At 72.4% G+C, this 15,457-nt stretch carries 9 protein-coding genes; all 9 read right to left on the bottom strand.

The window, feature by feature from the left end; all coding sequences use genetic code 11:
* Window positions 1-17 precede the first annotated feature (17 nt).
* Complete coding sequence (locus ACX9TP_RS12145; RefSeq protein WP_482979874.1) at window positions 18-1,412, bottom strand: MBL fold metallo-hydrolase; 1,395 nt, start codon at window positions 1,410-1,412, stop codon at window positions 18-20.
* Between the two features lie 4 nt (window positions 1,413-1,416).
* Entirely contained in the window at window positions 1,417-3,636 is a 2,220-nt protein-coding gene (locus tag ACX9TP_RS12140) for a peptidase domain-containing ABC transporter (RefSeq protein ID WP_482979873.1), read from the bottom strand.
* Window positions 3,629-4,582 carry an efflux RND transporter periplasmic adaptor subunit gene (locus tag ACX9TP_RS12135; RefSeq protein ID WP_482979872.1) on the bottom strand — a complete coding sequence of 318 codons (954 nt, stop codon included), beginning with the start codon at window positions 4,580-4,582 and terminating at the stop codon, window positions 3,629-3,631. The genes ACX9TP_RS12140 and ACX9TP_RS12135 overlap by 8 nt, the downstream gene beginning before the upstream one ends.
* Window positions 4,579-7,827 carry a lantibiotic dehydratase gene (locus ACX9TP_RS12130; protein WP_482979871.1) on the bottom strand — a complete coding sequence of 1,083 codons (3,249 nt, stop codon included), beginning with the start codon at window positions 7,825-7,827 and terminating at the stop codon, window positions 4,579-4,581. The genes ACX9TP_RS12135 and ACX9TP_RS12130 overlap by 4 nt, the downstream gene beginning before the upstream one ends.
* A gap of 335 nt (window positions 7,828-8,162) precedes the next feature.
* Window positions 8,163-8,348 carry a hypothetical protein gene (locus ACX9TP_RS12125; protein ID WP_482979870.1) on the bottom strand — a complete coding sequence of 62 codons (186 nt, stop codon included), beginning with the start codon at window positions 8,346-8,348 and terminating at the stop codon, window positions 8,163-8,165.
* A gap of 135 nt (window positions 8,349-8,483) precedes the next feature.
* Window positions 8,484-8,975, bottom strand: a complete 492-nt coding sequence (locus tag ACX9TP_RS12120) for a tetratricopeptide repeat protein (protein ID WP_482979869.1) — start codon at window positions 8,973-8,975, stop codon at window positions 8,484-8,486.
* Between the two features lie 8 nt (window positions 8,976-8,983).
* Window positions 8,984-9,613, bottom strand: coding sequence for a hypothetical protein (locus tag ACX9TP_RS12115; protein ID WP_482979868.1), 630 nt, complete (start codon window positions 9,611-9,613; stop codon window positions 8,984-8,986).
* 1 nt (window position 9,614) lies between these two features.
* A complete protein-coding gene (locus ACX9TP_RS12110) occupies window positions 9,615-13,379 on the bottom strand; it encodes a polymorphic toxin type 15 domain-containing protein (protein ID WP_482979867.1) in 3,765 nt (1,254 codons plus the stop codon).
* The gene (locus ACX9TP_RS12105) at window positions 13,379-15,406 is read right to left on the bottom strand and encodes an ATP-binding protein (RefSeq protein WP_482979866.1); all 2,028 of its coding nucleotides are present in this window, start codon (window positions 15,404-15,406) and stop codon (window positions 13,379-13,381) included. Before ACX9TP_RS12105 ends, ACX9TP_RS12110 begins: the two co-directional genes overlap by 1 nt.
* Window positions 15,407-15,457 lie beyond the last annotated feature (51 nt).

Below are 15,457 nucleotides of genomic sequence, written 5' to 3'. Positions count from 1 at the left end.
CGCCGGCCCTACCAGACCTACCTGAAGTGGGTGAGCCTGAGCTCCCCGCGCTCGAAGCGCGCCACATCCCCGGGGCACCAATCCACCACCCTGGTGGTGGCACCGAGCGCCTCCAGGTGCCCGCGCACCGCCGCGCCGCAGGACGCCTCCGAGGGCTCACCCAGCCCCCAGCCCACATCGCTGATGGCACGCCCCACACCCTCGAAGCCGTTGGCGTAGGGAAGAAACCAGCGCGCGCCCGCGGCGGAGCACAGCGCGGCCACCCCGTCCGGCCCCGCGGTGGCGCTGCGCAGCCTCCCGGCCAGGTGCTCCTCATGCAGGGCGCGCAGCCGCTCCCAGGGAAGCGCGGCCCAGTAGTGGCTCAGCCCGCCGAAGAAGGGTGAGAAGAACTCGCGCTGACACGACAACACCGCGTCCACCGGCCCCAGTTCATGCCGCGAGCGCGCCATCACCTCTTCCATGCGCCCGTCCGGGTCCGTGCCGCTGTCCACCAGCAGCACGCAACTGAAGTCCTCGGTGGTGAAGCGGTAGCAGTTGCCCCAGCTGCGCAGGCCGTCCGGCAGCGGCGGGCCGTCCGGCGAGGGCTGCTCCCCATAGAAGGGCAGCACGTCCACCCGGATGTCGCCCACGTGGACCGTCTCGCCCCAGGCGGGCGTCAGGGCCGGCTGCCCGCAGGCGTGCAGCACCTGGGAGAAGTCCTGCATCGTCAGCAGGTTCGTGCGGGGCACGCGTGGCACCAGCACCGGCGCCTCGCCGTCGGGCAGGTGGGACAGGATGGAGGGCACGTGCCAGTGGTCCACGTGCCCATGGGTGATGGCCACGGCGCCCAGTGCCCCGGGCGCCACGTTGCCCGGCGCCAGTCCGATGTGGCCCATCCTCCGCTGCAACGGAATCGGGTCCACCAGCACCGACGTCGTCCGCGAGCAGACGAGCACGCTGGCATGCTCGCGCCGGTAGATGCCGGGTCCGGAAGGCTCCCGCCATGGCGATGGCGGCGGCCCGGCGGCGAAGAGCGAGTCCCGCCAGCCCTCGTCGTCGAAGGGCCATGCGCGGCGCACCGCGTCCAGCGTGGTGGCCCGGGCCAGGGCGCGCAGGAAGTCCGCCACCTCCGGCACGGCCTGCGCCTCCAGCCGCGAGTGCCAGCGCTCCTCGCCCTGCTGGAGCACCCACCACCACGCGTCCTCGTCGGGGAACAGCACCGGCGCTTCCACCAGGAAGCCGCCGTCGTCCACGCCCCGGGGACGCAGGAGGGGCTCCCCCATCCGCGCGTTGGTTTCCTCCAGCAGACGCCGCGAGGCCTCGGGCGCGAAGCCCGCTTGCAGCAGGCCGTGCAGCAGCGCGGCGAAGGGCACGCGACCGGCGCCTCCCGGCAGGGGCGTGAGGTCCACGACGACGTCCGGCGCGAAGCGCATGGCCCTACCCCACCACCTTCCGCGGGCGGTCCTGGGCGGACACCAGCTCGAAGTAGTCTCCGCCCCGCTCCATCAGCTGCGTGTGCGTGCCCTGCTCCACCAGCTGGCCCGCCTTCATCACCAGGATGAGGTCCGCGTCGCGCACGGTGCTCAGCCGGTGCGCGATGACCACCCGCGTGCAGCGCAGCTCCGCCAGCGCGTCCTGCACCGCCCGCTCCGTGCGGGCATCCAGGGAGTTGGTGGCCTCGTCCAGCAGGAGGATGGCGGGGCTGGCGGCCAGGGCGCGCGCCAGCGCCAGCCGCTGCCGCTGGCCTCCGGAGAGCGAGGCGCCCATCTCGCTCAGCACCGTCTCGTAGCCCATGGGCATGGCGGCGATGTCCTCATGCACCTGGGCGCGCCGCGCCGCCGCCTGCACCGCTTCCAGCGGCATCTGCGGGTCCGAATAGGCGATGTTGCGGCGGATGTCGCCCCTGAACAGCGAGGGGCTCTGCAGCACCACGCCCATCTGCCGCCGCAGCTCCTTCAGCTCCAGCTCTGGCAGCGGAACCCCGTCATAGCGGATGGTGCCCGAGGTGGGCAGGTACAGCCCCAGCAGCAGGTGCGCCAGGCTGGACTTGCCCGCGCCGGACGCGCCGACGATGGCCACGAACTGTCCGGGCTGGATGGTGACGGACACGTCCCGCACCACCAGCGGCGAGTGGGGGCCGTAGCGGAACGACACGCCCTCCACCTGGATGCGCCCCTCCAGCCGGTGGCTGCGGCGCGGGGTGCCGGACACCTGCTCGGCGGACGCCTCCAGCACGTCGTCCACGCGGGCCAGGTAGCTGCCCACCAACTGGAGCTGGAAGGCCGTCGTCACCAGGTTGGAGACGGGCAGCAGGAAGCCCGCCGCCAGCGCGTTGAGGGCCAGCATCTCCCCCAATGTGAGCCGCCCTTCCATGACGAGCATCGCCCCCAGGGCCAGCACCACCAGCGGCGAGGCCATGCGCAGGGTGGCGGTGAGCGAGTCGGTGAGCGCCGTCATCCGCCCGCGCTCCAACGACACGTTGAGCACGTCCACATACAGGTTGGACCAGTGCTGCACCGCCCGGTCTTCCAGCCCCATGGCCTTCAGCGTCTGGACTCCGGTGAACAGCTCCACCTCGTAGTTCTGCGCGGAGGCGCTCACTTCCAGGTTCTGCGCCATGAGCTCGCGCTGGCGGCGGCTGGCGACGAAGAAGACCGCGCCCTGCAGCAGCGCCAGCACCGTCACCAGCGCGCCCATCCTCGCGCTGCCGGTGTACAGCAGCCCCAGGTAGAGCATCACCAGGCCGCCATCCAACAGCCCGGACAGCGTGCCGGCCGTCAGCAACTCCCGCACCGTCGCGTTGCTGCTGAGGCGGTTCATCAGGTCGCCCGCCGAGCGCAGCTGGAAGAAGGAGAACGGCAAGTGCACCAGGTGGTCCAGGAAGCCCAGCGTCAGCCGCGCGTCCAGGTGCGTGCGCAGCTGCAGCAGCAGGTGCGCGCGCACCAGGGTGGACAGGAACTGGAAGCCCACCAGCGCGGCCATTCCCGCCGCCAGCGTCGCCAGCAGCGGCACGTCACCGCTGGGCACGACCCGGTCCACCACCGCGCCGGTGAGCGACGGCAGCGCCAGGGCGAACAGCTGCAGCAGCAGTGACATGACGGCCACGCGCAGCAAGGCGGGCCGCTCTTCCAGCAGCAGGCGCAGGTACCGGCTGGGCCCGCGGCGAGGGGCCGCCGTCTCGAAGGTCTCCGAGGGCTCGAAAAGCAGCGCCACGCCGGTGAAGGACTTGCGGAACTGCTCCAACGAAATACGGCGCCGGCCGAAGGCGGGGTCCACCACTTCCACGCCCGCGCGCGACAGCCGCTCGAAGACGACGAAGTGCCGGAACTCCCAGTGCAGCACCGCGCCCGGGTCCAGCAGGTGCAGCTGGTCCATGTCCACCTGCGCCGCGCGGCCCACCAGGCCGAAGCGCCGGCCCGCATCCAGGATGGCGCGGGCGGAGATGCCACGGATGGTGAGGCCCGCGGCCGAGTGGACCTCGTCCAGCTTCACATGGCGGCCCCAGTACCCCAGCACCATGGCCAGGCACGCGGCGCCGCAGTCGGTGGAGGCCATCTGCGCCACGTAGGGCACCCGGCGCTGGCGCAGCCGGGCCCCCAATCTCTGGAGCGCGGGGAAGCGCTCGAACCACGAGGGCGGAGGGGTGGGCTCAGTCACGGCGCTTCCCGAAAAGCTCCAGCACCGGCAGCAGCGTCAACCAGCCATTGCGCGCTCGCACCTTCACCCAGGCCTGCCCGGGCATGCCGGGGTGATACGCGTACGTCTCTCCATCGGACTCGAACGTCTCCCGGGGCAGGCGGGCCTCCACCAGCACCACCGGGCCGTCACCCACGGCGATGGCGTCCCCCAGGCCGGGGCCCAGGTAGCGACGCACCTCGGCGGGGCCCACCAGCTCGTCGCTGACGGAGTCCACCTGGAGCGACTGCCAGGCATACGGGAAGCCCGTGAGCTCCAGGCGCAGGGGCTGGCCCGGGCGCAACAGCGGACGGTACTGGCCGGGCAGCAGCGCGACGGCCCAGGCCTCGGCGCCTCCGCGCGCCAGCGACACGACGATTTCCCCTGGCTCCAGGAACTGCTGCTCGCGCACACGGACCTCGCCCACCTGGCCGTCGCACGGAGCCTTCAACACGCGCTCGCCCATCCGCGACTCGCTCAGCTCCAGCTGCGTCCGGAGTCCCGCCAGTGACTGCTTCGCGCCCGCGTTGAGCGGTTCCAGCAACCACGCGGCGAGCTGAGAGCGGAACTCCTCCTCCACCCGGGCCCGGTCCGCCGTCTCGCCACCGGAGTACAGCTCCACCAGGGGCTGGCCCGCCCGCACCTGCTCGCCCCTGCGCACCAGCACCCGGCTGACGCGGCCTCCGGCGGTGGCGGTGACCTCCTCCATGCCCTTGATGCGTACGAGCACCGGGCCGCGCGCGTAGTCGTTGATGTCCACCAGCGCCAGGCCCAAGCCGCCCACCAGCACGAGCGCCACCACCAGCCACCAGACGGCGTGCGTCCAGCCCGGCATGACGCGCAGGAGCGAGCCCCGGGCCTCCGGGCGGGCATGGTGCTCCAGCGCCTCCTGGCGGAAGAGCTTCTGCGGTTGCTGCGCCTCACTCATGCCTTCTTCATCCGGGCCCGGCGCGAACGATACAGGCGGGTCAGGAAGTCATAAAGGATGAGCTCCTGGGCGCGCTGGTCGGCTGGCAGCAGCCGGTTGACGTGCATGTGCAGCAGGCTGTCAGCCAGCGTCTCCACGGACCCGGTCAGACGTCCCTCCCCTTCCGCCCGCCGCAGTCCGTCCACCACGGGCCGCGCCCTGTCGCTGCGGCGCCGCAGCACCTCCAGCCCCTCGCGCCAGGGCGCTGGCGCTTCGACGGAGGCCTGGAGCAACGCTTCCAGCGCACGGCCCTCCTTCCTGTAGCGGGCGTCCAGCTGGTCCTCGAAGCGCCGCTCCACGGCGAACTCCGCCGCGAAGCCGCGGCGCATCCGCTCCATCACCTCCAGCTTCGCGTCCAGCCCCAGCCCCAGGTCCTCGAGCAGCGCATCCAGGCCCTTCACGCCCAGGCGCCACCGGGCGTCCGCGCCCTCGTCCCCCGGGTAGGCCTCCAGCAGGGCGAGCACCGCCTCGCTGTCGGCTTGAAAGAGCGCCTCACAGCCCTCCATGCCCTCGGGGCCGCCGTACCGCTCCACCTCGCGCTCGTACGTGTCGAGCTGCAGCCTCCACGCCTCGCCGGAGGCCAGCGCCCCGGCGCAGGCCTCGCGCACCAGCGGCCACACCTCCGCCTCCAGCCGCTTCGGCTCGCCGTGGAAGCGCAGGCGCACGTGCGACTCCGGGTCGTGATAGCGGATGAAGAACCAGCGCCGCACCGCGCCCGAGTCCACCGCCGCGCGTACCGCCGCGCCCAGCGTGGTGCGCAGCAGCCGGTCCAGCGTGCTCGTGCCGCCGTACAGCTTCACGTACAGCCACTCCGAGCCCGGCGGGAAGCACCTGCGGAGGGGTGGCTGGGAGGCCGCGGGCACCTCCCGGCGGGAAGCCTCGGCGGCCGGCGCCTCGGGCGGGTGGCGGAGGAAGGGAATGACGACCTCGTGCACGTACCGCCCCGTCTCGCCCTCCACGCACGCTTCGTCCGGGCCGGGCAGCAGCTCCTCCAACACCGCGCGCGGGCGTGCCTTCACCACCTGCACCAGCGACTCCACGCACAGCACGTTGTCCAGGTCCACCGGGAGCTGGTTGTCCGAGTCCCGCAGGCACACCCACCGCGGCAGGCGCGCCTCCTCGCGGAAGCGCTGCACCGCCTCGAAGCGCGCCACGCCCTTCGCCGAGCCCCATTCCTTCAGCATGCCGGCCCGCACGTTCCAGGTGGCGGGAGACAGCACCAGCCGTCCGTGCACCACGCGCGGCAGGAAGGGGGCCTCCGCCAGCGGGCCCCAGTGGAACCGGAAGTTGCCCGCCTCCTGCGTCTGGAGGGCGCCCAGGAAGCGGTAGGCCCCGAGGCCCCGGGCGCTGAAGTTGTGCGCATTCGTCAGCCGGGGAATCACCTCTCGCCCCAGACGGCGCGAGCGCAGCACCACGCGCCCCTCCTCCACGGACACCCACAAGTCCGACAGGGGGAGCTGCGCGTCCTCCGGCAGGCCCGAGCGCCCCAGGAAGACCAGGTCGTGCCCGCGCAGCGCGGGCCGGCAGATGATGTTGCCCACCCTTCCCTCGGGCAGGTGCACCACCTCCGCGAAGAGGGCGTCCGGACGCAGCGCCTCCTCGGCGCGCAGGTAGCGCCGCACCGCCTTCTCCAGCGCCGCGTCCCCATGGCAGAAGCGCCCCAGGTAGAAGGCACCGGAAGGGCCGTGCACGTTCTCCAGCAGGAAGCGGAAGTGCCCCGCGTCCACGGCTTCCGCCGAGGCCGCCAGCACCGTGCCCACCACGCCGAAGGCATCCGGCAGCGGCCTGGGCCGTGGCGCCTCCAGCGCCTTCAGGTCCGCGTCCTCCAGCACCAACTCCCGCGCACCCGCGGCGCGCGCGGCCTCTACCCGATGCAACAGGTGCGTCCAGCGCGGCTCCCACCGGGCTCCGTCCTGTCCACCCTTCGCCGGGAAGCGGAAGCCGGCCAGCAGCGGCCCCGTGCCGGCGCCAGGGGCCTGCGGCGGCATGAAGCCCACGCCGCTCTCCTCGTCCAGCGCCTCCAGCAGCGGCACCGGGCGGCCCTCGTAGCGCTCCACCAGTCGCTGTCGGAAGCGGGCCACGGGCGAGGAATCTCCCGGCCCGGGAGTGATTCGCTGGAGCGTGGACACCCCGCGCATCACCTCGTCCAGCACCCGGCGTGGCAGGCGTACCTCGTGCGCGGGGCGGAACATGTCCACCTGGAACAGGCGCGACAGCTCCACCGGCACCGGCAGTGACTCCAGCGACCGCGCCACCTCGCGGTACGTCTCGAGTGCCAGGCCCGGCGCCCGCGCGTCCATGCCCGCCAGCACGCCTCCCACCGAGGCCAGCCGCTCGCACACGGGCGTCAGCGCCGGAGTGCCCGACGCCGCCTCCAGCAGTGCCGGCAGCGGCTCGGGCCCGGTGACGACGGGCACCCAGGTGCTCACCAGCAGCTGCGCCTCCACGAGGCTCTCCAGGTACTCCCACGCCTCCTGGTGGGACACGCCCTCGGCCTCCACGAGCGCGCCAGCCAGCGTCTCCAGCGTGGCCCCGCCACGGGCCGCGTCCAGCGTGGCCTCCAGGTGGGACTCCGGCTCCACCGCCACCAGGTGGTACGAGCGCTCACGGCCCTGGAGCCTCGACTCCAGGTATCGAAGCTGCCCGCCGGCCCGGTACAGGCTGGAGTTGGGCACGTAGCGCAGCGCGCGCACCACCTCCGGTACGCGGGACACGTGCGCCACCAGGGCGCCCAGGTAGTCCATGTCCAGCCGGGTGTGCCGCCGCACGCCGGTGCGTCCATGGATGCGCAGCGCCGCCGTCTCCCCCATCCCTCCCACCGCGTGCCCCGCGAACAGCCCGAAGGGCGTTGCCCGCCCGGCCATGCGCGCCAGGTAGCGCACCAGCACGTGCTCCACCTTCTGTCCCGCCTCGGAGTCGGGCCGCTCCAGCCACGCGGGCAGGCTGTCCATCAACGAGGGCGAGGCGATGAACAGCGCCTCGCGCACCAGTGGGTCCTCCACGTGCTCGCGCAGCCGCTGGCGCAGCAGCGCGCGGTCGTGTGCCAGCGCAGCCTCTCGCTCTTGCGCGCCAGCTCCCACCGCCTCGAGGCCCCGCCCCCACTCCACCAGCACGTCCAGGGGTAGCAGCGGGGTCCGGATGGCGATGAAGCCGTCGTGGCGGAAGGGAGCCCTCCGCGAGGTGGAGGGCCGGGCATCGTCGGTCAAGGCGTCTCTCTCGGAGGGGACGAGCTGCTGCGTGTACTCCGGGATAGTGGATGCGCTCGCGCCGCGTCAATGCATCCGCCGGAAAGGCCTGACCTCCGCTCGGAGAACGTCCCCCAGGCTCGCGGGACGAGGCACTGCGGTTCACGCCGCGTCGATGACGCACGCAGGCAACTCCTGCACGACACGCCTTCGCTCCGGCTCGCGGCCTTCCACCCAGCAGACCGCATGCGTGAGCAGCGGTTGAAAGCGCCCAGCCTGTGCTTTCGAGACAGAGGCTGGGCGCGAACAAGCCCTTCCGGGACTCGCCGTCCCATCAGGTCCGTCCGACGATCAGCTCAGCCGTCCCGCTCGACCTCGGCCTGGCACTGGGAGCTGGGGAAGTAGGTGCCGATGGAGACCGGACCGGTGCCACCCACCACGCCATCGAGCAGCTGCGTCTCACCCTCGCTCAGCTTGCGCAGCGTCTCCTTCTTCAGGGTGAGCTTGCTCGTAGAGGAGGACTTCTGCGTCTTCGCGTTCATGACGACTCCTCGGCGTTGGGGAAACAGGGGCTGCACGCGCCGTACGTGCAAGAGTAATCCTGTCTCATTAAGGCCCTGAAATCCAGAGCAGCACGATATTTCCACATAAGCGGAAATAGCCTCGCTGCGAGCCTGTCAGGTCAACGGACCCGAGGAGTCATGGCCGCCGACGGGAGGAAGCCGCTCCAGCTCGGCCCGCGCCTCCGCCACTCCGGAGTCGGCGGCCTGCGCCAGGAAGCGGCGCGCCAGCTCTACGTCACGCGGGAGTCCCCGTCCGCGCGCGCACGCCATGCCCAGGACGTAGAGGGCCTCGGCGGCGCCGTGGGCAGCGGCCTCCTGCAGCCACCGCACCCCCTCGCGCTCGTGCCCGTCGATGCTCCACAACATGCCCCCCAGCATCAGCAGGGCCTCCACCGAGCCACGCTCCGCGGCGCCGCTCAGGAGCTCACTCGCGAGCGGGACATCCACCGGCCCGCCCCGGCCTTCGAACAGCATGGACGCGGCCTCCAGCGCGGCCTGGGCGTCACCCGTGCGCGCCGCCTCCACCCGCTTCGCACGCTCGTCCGCGCCCGGCACGCGCGGCACCAGGTGGAACGGCAGCCCGCTCAGGTAGGAAGGAAACCGCACCCTGCCCTTCATCGCTTGCGCCCCCGGGGCTTCTTCGGCGGCTCCGCGGCCACCTTCGCGTACTTGCGGCCGGTGCGCTCGTAGTACTCGAAGAGGTTCTCCACCTGGAAGTTGTCCGGCGTCCAGGTGCCGCCCAGGTCCTCCGGCAGCTTCGGCGCCAGAATCATGTCCTCGGCCAGGTGCTGCCCGGTGGACTGGCGCCAGTGCTCGTAGACACTCGTGTCGAGGAAGTAGGGAAGCTCCCGGTCCGGCAGCCACCGCCCGAAGAGGTTCTCGAAGCCGAGGTGCTCGTGCGTCCAGTACGCCACGCGGAACGGCTCCAGGACGCGCACCTGCGGCAGGTCGGAGTCGCCATTCTCGAGCACGAGGATGGCGCCGTGGATGTTGTACCCGAGCACCCTCCGGTCCGGGTGGCCAGGGGGCACGAGGAAGGCCCACGCCTGGAGGCAGCGCTGCAGCCGCTCCAGCCCGGGACCGAAGAGGTAGACGAAGCGGTCCAGGAACCAGCCCGCGCCCAGCTCGGGGCCCACCGTCTCCCAGAACAGGCTGACGCCCGGCTCGTTGAAGTGGATGGCATTCTCCGTCGCGGGAGCGGGGCGCCCCATGCCCCGGACGAAGTGCTTCGCCAGGGGTGTCATCTCACGGAGTCCCCGCTGGCGGGTTCATGAGGAACCGGAAGTTGTTCCTCCAGATGGGGTGCGCGCTCGGTGGGATGCGGGCCATGACGGCCCTCCCCTCCTGGTTCATCTGGTCCCCCCACTGCTCGCCGATGCGGCTGTTCACCATGGAGTTGCCCACGTAGCGCCGCATCTGGTTGTAGAAGCGCGTCCAGGACGCGTCGTTGTAGTCCTCGCCCGCGGGGAAGACGATTTCCGGGAAGGCGTCCTCGCCGCCCGCGACCTGGTCGGGGTTGTGGAGGACGGCGAAGCTCTGGAACCCATCCCTCAGGCTCCCGAACTGCTCCCAGATGGGCAGCCGCCGGCGCAGCCGCTCGTAATGGGGGTTGAGCCTGTCCCGGAAGCGAATCTCGTTGTTCTGACGCCCGACGATGCGCAGGTCGTAATAGATGGGGACCTCCTCGCCTCGCCTGTCGCGGCGGATTTCGCGAATGGGCCGCAGGTCCTCGCGCAGGGGGCGCGGCAGGGCCACCCCGTTGTCGTCCACTTCGATGGCCGCCAGGTCTCTCGAGCCCTGCGTCCGGAGGATGGCGTCCGCCGCGACCTGGGCCCGGCGCAGCGTCTCGTTGGCCACCGTGATGAGCCGTCCCACCTCCGCCATGTTGGCCGTGTTCCGGGCGAGCGCGGTCCGGGTGGCCGCCAGCGCGGCATTCTGCGCCTGGATGTTGGCGAGCTCCGCCTGCAGCCGGGCCCGCCGCTGCTGCAGCCGCGCGAGGTACCCGGCCACCCGCACCTGGGCGGCGGCCGCGCGCTCCTGCAGGCGCCGAAGGACGACGGTGCGCGCACCGCGGTCCATCTGCCGGTACAGCGTGGCATTCATCCGGAACAGCGCCAGGTTCACCAGCCACCGGTCCACGGTGTACTGGTTGATGCCCCGCTGCTGGAGCAACAGCTGGCGCGCCATCTCCTGGCGGAAGATGCCGCGATACACCGCGCGGGGCATGCCCTGGCCGTCGGGGTACCGCCGGGGGTTGCTCACGAAGGTCAGCGTGCGGGGCGGGGTGACGGGGTTGATGCGCAGCGCGCGGGCGAGCTGCGCGATGCGCATCACCCGCCCGACGCTGGCGACGACGTCGGTCAGCTCGTTCATCGGCGCGCGCAGGGCCACGAAGGCCCGCCGGTTGATGCGGTTGCGGATGATGCGCGTCAGCCGGAGCCTCACCGCGCGCCGCTGCACGTCATTCAAGGTGGTGCGGATGAGGTTCGGCCCCGTCTGGTTGTGCGCCCGTGACATCGGCGCGCCCGCGGAGATGCGCACGAACACGCCCGCGTCGTCGGCGTTCGACACGCGCAGCTTCGCCCGCTCGTCCTGCGCCACCAACTGGAGGGGCTCTCGTCCCCCCTCGGGCATCGACGCCGTGCGAAGGACGGGGGTGAAGGGCTGGTCGGCCACCAACGTGCTCAGCTCGCGCAGCATCTCCCGCAGCCCGGTCTGCGCCTCGCGCACCTGCCGGCGGACCTCCGAGGGGCGCTTGCGCTGGTTCTGTCCGGGGCGCCTGCGGCGCTGCCCCCGGTTCCGCTCGTACACCGGCCGGGCGTTGCGCTCGGCCTCCTTCAGCGACTTCTGCTCGTCGGCGCGCTCGTCCAGCTCCCGGGCGCGGTCTCGCGTCAGCTGGATGAGCGTCTCCGCCCGCGAGCGGTCCGCCGTGGTCAGCAGGTCCAGGTTGCGCCGCCAGCGGGTGAGCTTCGTCTCGATGCGCTCCACCTCGCTCGCCATCATGGGCGTGGTGCCGCGCGCGTCCTCCTGGATGAACAGGCGGTGCGTCTCGTGCCCGTCGGAGAACGTCATGTTCTCTCCGATGGGCCCGTCGAAGCTCTCGGTGCCCTGGCCACGGCCAGCGCCGCCGCGCCCGCCCCGTGCGCCTCCCGGCGCGCCGCCACCCGTGCCCTCGCGCCAGTTGCCCGGCCGCCGCCGCTCGCCGCCGCGCCCGCGGTCCACGTTGTCGTTGAGCAGGTCCGTCATGAACTTGCTGGAGTCGAAGTCCACCTCGCCGAACTGGACGGTGGGCCAGCTGCGGGAGCCGAGCACGTAGTCCACGTCCGCGCCGATGCCGAACTCTCCCGGCAGCGGGTACTCCAGGTTGAACAGCGGCCACGTCCACCGCTTGTCCGGCGCGGGCGACCACCAGGGCGAGTCCAGCTCCACGAACAGGTCGCCGCTGAAGCCCAGAAATGGCTGCGCGGCGATTTCCATGTGGCCGGCGATGAACCACTCGGGACGCCCGCCCGGGCCCTGGCGCCGGCCGATGCGGGGCGTGGCGTCCACGTAGCCGCGGATGCCGGCCAGCGCGTTGAGCCCCACGCCGGCCTTGATGTCGTGGCCGAGGACGGTGAGCCCCACGCCGCCCTCGGCGCGCAGGCGCAGGCCGGCGAAGGCGGAGATGTTGAGCGTGCCCTGGATGGTGAAGAGGTTCTCCACCCGTGGGTCCGTGGAGAACTGCCCCGTCACGCTCATGTTGTGCAGGCGGCCCGGGCCCACGCGCGCCAGGGCCTCCAGCCCGATGTTGGCGAAGACGAATACCTGGCCCACCACGGGGATGCCGTAGCCGGCGCGAATCTCCACGCGGAACAGGCGCCGGTTCCACTCCCGCTCCGGGAAGAGGATGAGCTCGCGCTGGGGGCGGACCTCTCCGATGATGGTCGCCTGCGCCTGGTTGTTGACGAGCACGCGCGCACGCCCGGACAGCCAGGGCGTGAGGGTGATGGACAGCTCGCCCCAGCCGCAGAAGGCGCGCCGACCCGGCCGTGCCGGGTTGTCCGGCCCCGGCTGGGCCACCGGGAGCGTCGACGGGTCCAGGTCGGTCCGCGTGGTGAGGTCCCTCGCGGTGCGCTCGTCGGTGGCGATGAGGGTGATGCTGCCGCTCATGCGCTCGGTGCGGTAGGCCACCGTGCCCTGGACGTGGACGAAGCCCCGGTCGAGCATCGCCACCACGGTGCCCGTCGCCGGGCCGATGGCGACCGTCATGCGCAAGTCGCCGCCCAGCACGCCGTTGGAGCCGCGGCGCACGCGCAGCTCGCCGCCCGAGCCGCCGGGAATCTCGACGCGCGCGCCGCCCTCCACCTGCAGCGCCTGGTTGTCGAGCCGCAGGGTGCCGGTGCCCTCGAGGTAGCCCCCCAGGCGGAAGCCCAGGTTCTCGACGGCGAGGTTGATGCGGCCGGCGGTGAACTCGTTGACCACGGAGGGGATGGTGATGTTCGTCATCCCCAGCAGGCCGAGCGCGGTGCTGCCTCCGCGCAGCATGCCTTCCACCAGCGCGCGCCGGGTGCCGCGCGCCGGGCCCGGCTGGCCCACGCCCACCCAGCCGGTGACGACGTTCTCCCGCACCGTCACCACCAGCACGGTGGGGACCTGGTCCGCGAGGGGCGCGAGCGCGGGGTGGCTCAGGCGGATGGCGGTGCCGGCGCCGGTGGTGCTGAAGGTGTCACCGCGCTTGCGCACGCGGATGGTGCCCTCCGCCAAGCCGGGCAGCCGCACGCGCAGGTCCAGGTCCCTGCCGGGCCGCGCCTCCGCGGCGGTCGTCTCGGGCACCGTGAGCTGTCCCGAGGAGATGTCGACTTCATCGGGCGTGACGGTGCTTCCCACGGGCTGGGGGGTGAGGCGCACCGCCGGGGCGCCGCTCACGGTGCCGGTGGGCCTTCCCGGGGCGGCCGCCCGTGCGGGCGCGGGGCGCGCCGCGGGCGCGGGAGTGGGGGCGCTCTGGCGCGAGGTCCGGGTTCCGCCTGGCATCAGCGCACGCTCCGGACGGTGCCCGCGCTTCGCTTCAGCGGGCAGATGCCCCCGGCCGTCCGGTACTCGCGCTGGATGGCCGCGTCGAGATGCTCGGTCCCCATGGCTCCTCCTTCACCGAGTGCGAGCGTGGCCGCGTGCAGCACCACGTTGCGTATCTGCCCACCCGAGAGCATGCAGCGCGCCGCCACCTCGTGCAGGAACTGGACTTCCACGGCGTGTCCCACGGGCAGGTGCAGCTGCCAGATGCTCCAGCGCTCGGAGACCTCGGGCGGACGAAAGTCGATGGTGACGTCCATGCGCCGCGCGAAGGCGGTGTCCATCTGGTCCCCCGCGTTGGTGGTGAGGAGCATGATTCCCTCGAAGGACTCGATGCGCTGCAAAAGGTAGTTCGTCTCCAGATTGGCGTAGCGGTCGTTCGCCGTCTGGACTGCGGTGCGCCTGGCGAGCAGGGCGTCGCCCTCGTCGAACAGGAGCATCACGTCGAGCTCCTCGGCGAGCGAGAAGATGCGGGAGAGGTTCTTCTCCGTCTCACCGATGTACTTGTTCACGACGGTGGACAGGTCCACCTTGTAGAGCTCCATGCCCAGCTCCGCGGCGAGCAGTCGGGCCGCCAGCGTCTTGCCGGTGCCGCTCGGCCCGCGGAACAGCGCGCGCACGCCGGGACGCAGCTGCCGCCCCACGGACGGGCCCACGGCCTCCTGGAGCCGCTCGCGCTGGCTGCACCGCCGCTCCAGGTGGACGAGCTCCCGCTGCACGTCGGGGGCGACGGCGAGCTCGCTCCAGTCCCCGCCCGTCTCCAGGCGCGTGGCGAGCGCGTCCAGCGCCTGCCGGTCGAGGGAGCCGACGGCGCGGCGCACGTCCTCGGCGGTGATGGCGCGGCGCCCCGCAAGCGCCGCGTACGAGCGGGCCAGCTCCGCCGCCGTGTGGATGTGGCCGCTGGTGAGCCGGAAGCGCGAGGCGATGGTGTCCAGCTCGGCCTCGTCCACGGCGTGCGCGCGGAGCCAGTGCGCGCGGCGTGCCTCCGGGCCCGGCGTCTCGAGCGTCAGCGTGACGGGGCGCTCGACGGTGCCGCTCACGCCTCCATGCCGGCCGAGCACGACGGCGACGGGTGCGTCACAGGCGCCCAGCCGGGGCAGCTCCGTGACTTCACCGGGCGAGGGCTCGAGGATGACGGCGGGCACGGCGTGGAGCAGCGTGGCCAGCGTGCCCGCCACGCGGGCGTGCTCGTCGTTGCGCGGCGTGGGCAGCTCCACCTCGAGCAGGCCGCGGCCCAGCGCGCGTGCGACGGCCCCCACCAGCGTGCGGCGTCCGCCATGGCGCGGCCCGCGGACAATCAGCGTGCGGACCTCGCGCTGCTTCAGCAGCGGAGGCAGGCGGGCGACGGTGTCCCGCACCGCGTCGGGGAGGATGAGCCGGGGAAGCTCCAGCAGCTCCGCCGCCGGGCGGTAGCGCAGCCACGGCAGGGGGCGGAGGCGCACGTCACCGCGCAGCGCGTCCCACAGGGCACCCGGAACCTCGAAGGCCCACTCGACGCGTGGCGCGTCGGGGTTCGTCACCCGCAGGAGGCCGGCCTCGCGGAGCGGCTCCAGGGCGGCGCGCGCCTCGCTTCCCTCGGCGTTCCACCACGCGTGGAGCAGCCCCAGTGTGGGGCGATGAACGCCCGGCGCCGCCTGCAACGCTTCGAAGAGGAGGCCGAAGCGCGCGTCCTCCTCCGTGAGGCCCACGCAGAACAGGAGCGTGAGCGCCCGGTGGTCCAGCCCCGCCGCCTCACGCAGGGCGCGCGCCGGCAGGTGGCCCGGGAAGCGCTGCTCCCACGCGGTGAGGGCCTCCTTCCACCAGGCCTCGTCGCGCCCGGCGGCGCCCAGGGCCGCCAGCTCGTCGTGGTAGCCGGCGAGGAACGGAAACTCCTCGAAGGAGTCGCGGGTGCGCGCGAGCACCCGCGCGACGGCCGCGAAGTAGTACAGGCGGAAGTGGTGTGCTGGCGTGGAGGGGACCGCCTCGAACGCCTCCGCAGGCTGCTTCATCACTCCCCCACTCCGAAGCATTCTCAGCGAGAGGCAGCATAGGAGCGGGCA

This window comes from Pyxidicoccus sp. M15, from assembly GCF_056858435.1.
Note: the sequence above shows the minus strand (reverse complement) of the source record. Positions and strands in the feature narration are given on the sequence as shown.

Bases quoted from the DNA above. Each gene is read 5' to 3' on its own strand.
- ACX9TP_RS12135 (WP_482979872.1), bottom strand. From the start codon at position 4,582: ATGAGTGAGGCGCAGCAACCGCAGAAGCTCTTCCGCCAGGAGGCGCTG.
- ACX9TP_RS12105 (WP_482979866.1), bottom strand. From the start codon at position 15,406: ATGAAGCAGCCTGCGGAGGCGTTCGAGGCGGTCCCCTCCACGCCAGCA.
- ACX9TP_RS12110 (WP_482979867.1), bottom strand. From the start codon at position 13,379: ATGCCAGGCGGAACCCGGACCTCGCGCCAGAGCGCCCCCACTCCCGCG.
- ACX9TP_RS12125 (WP_482979870.1), bottom strand. From the start codon at position 8,348: ATGAACGCGAAGACGCAGAAGTCCTCCTCTACGAGCAAGCTCACCCTG.
- ACX9TP_RS12115 (WP_482979868.1), bottom strand. From the start codon at position 9,613: ATGACACCCCTGGCGAAGCACTTCGTCCGGGGCATGGGGCGCCCCGCT.
- ACX9TP_RS12145 (WP_482979874.1), bottom strand. From the start codon at position 1,412: ATGCGCTTCGCGCCGGACGTCGTCGTGGACCTCACGCCCCTGCCGGGA.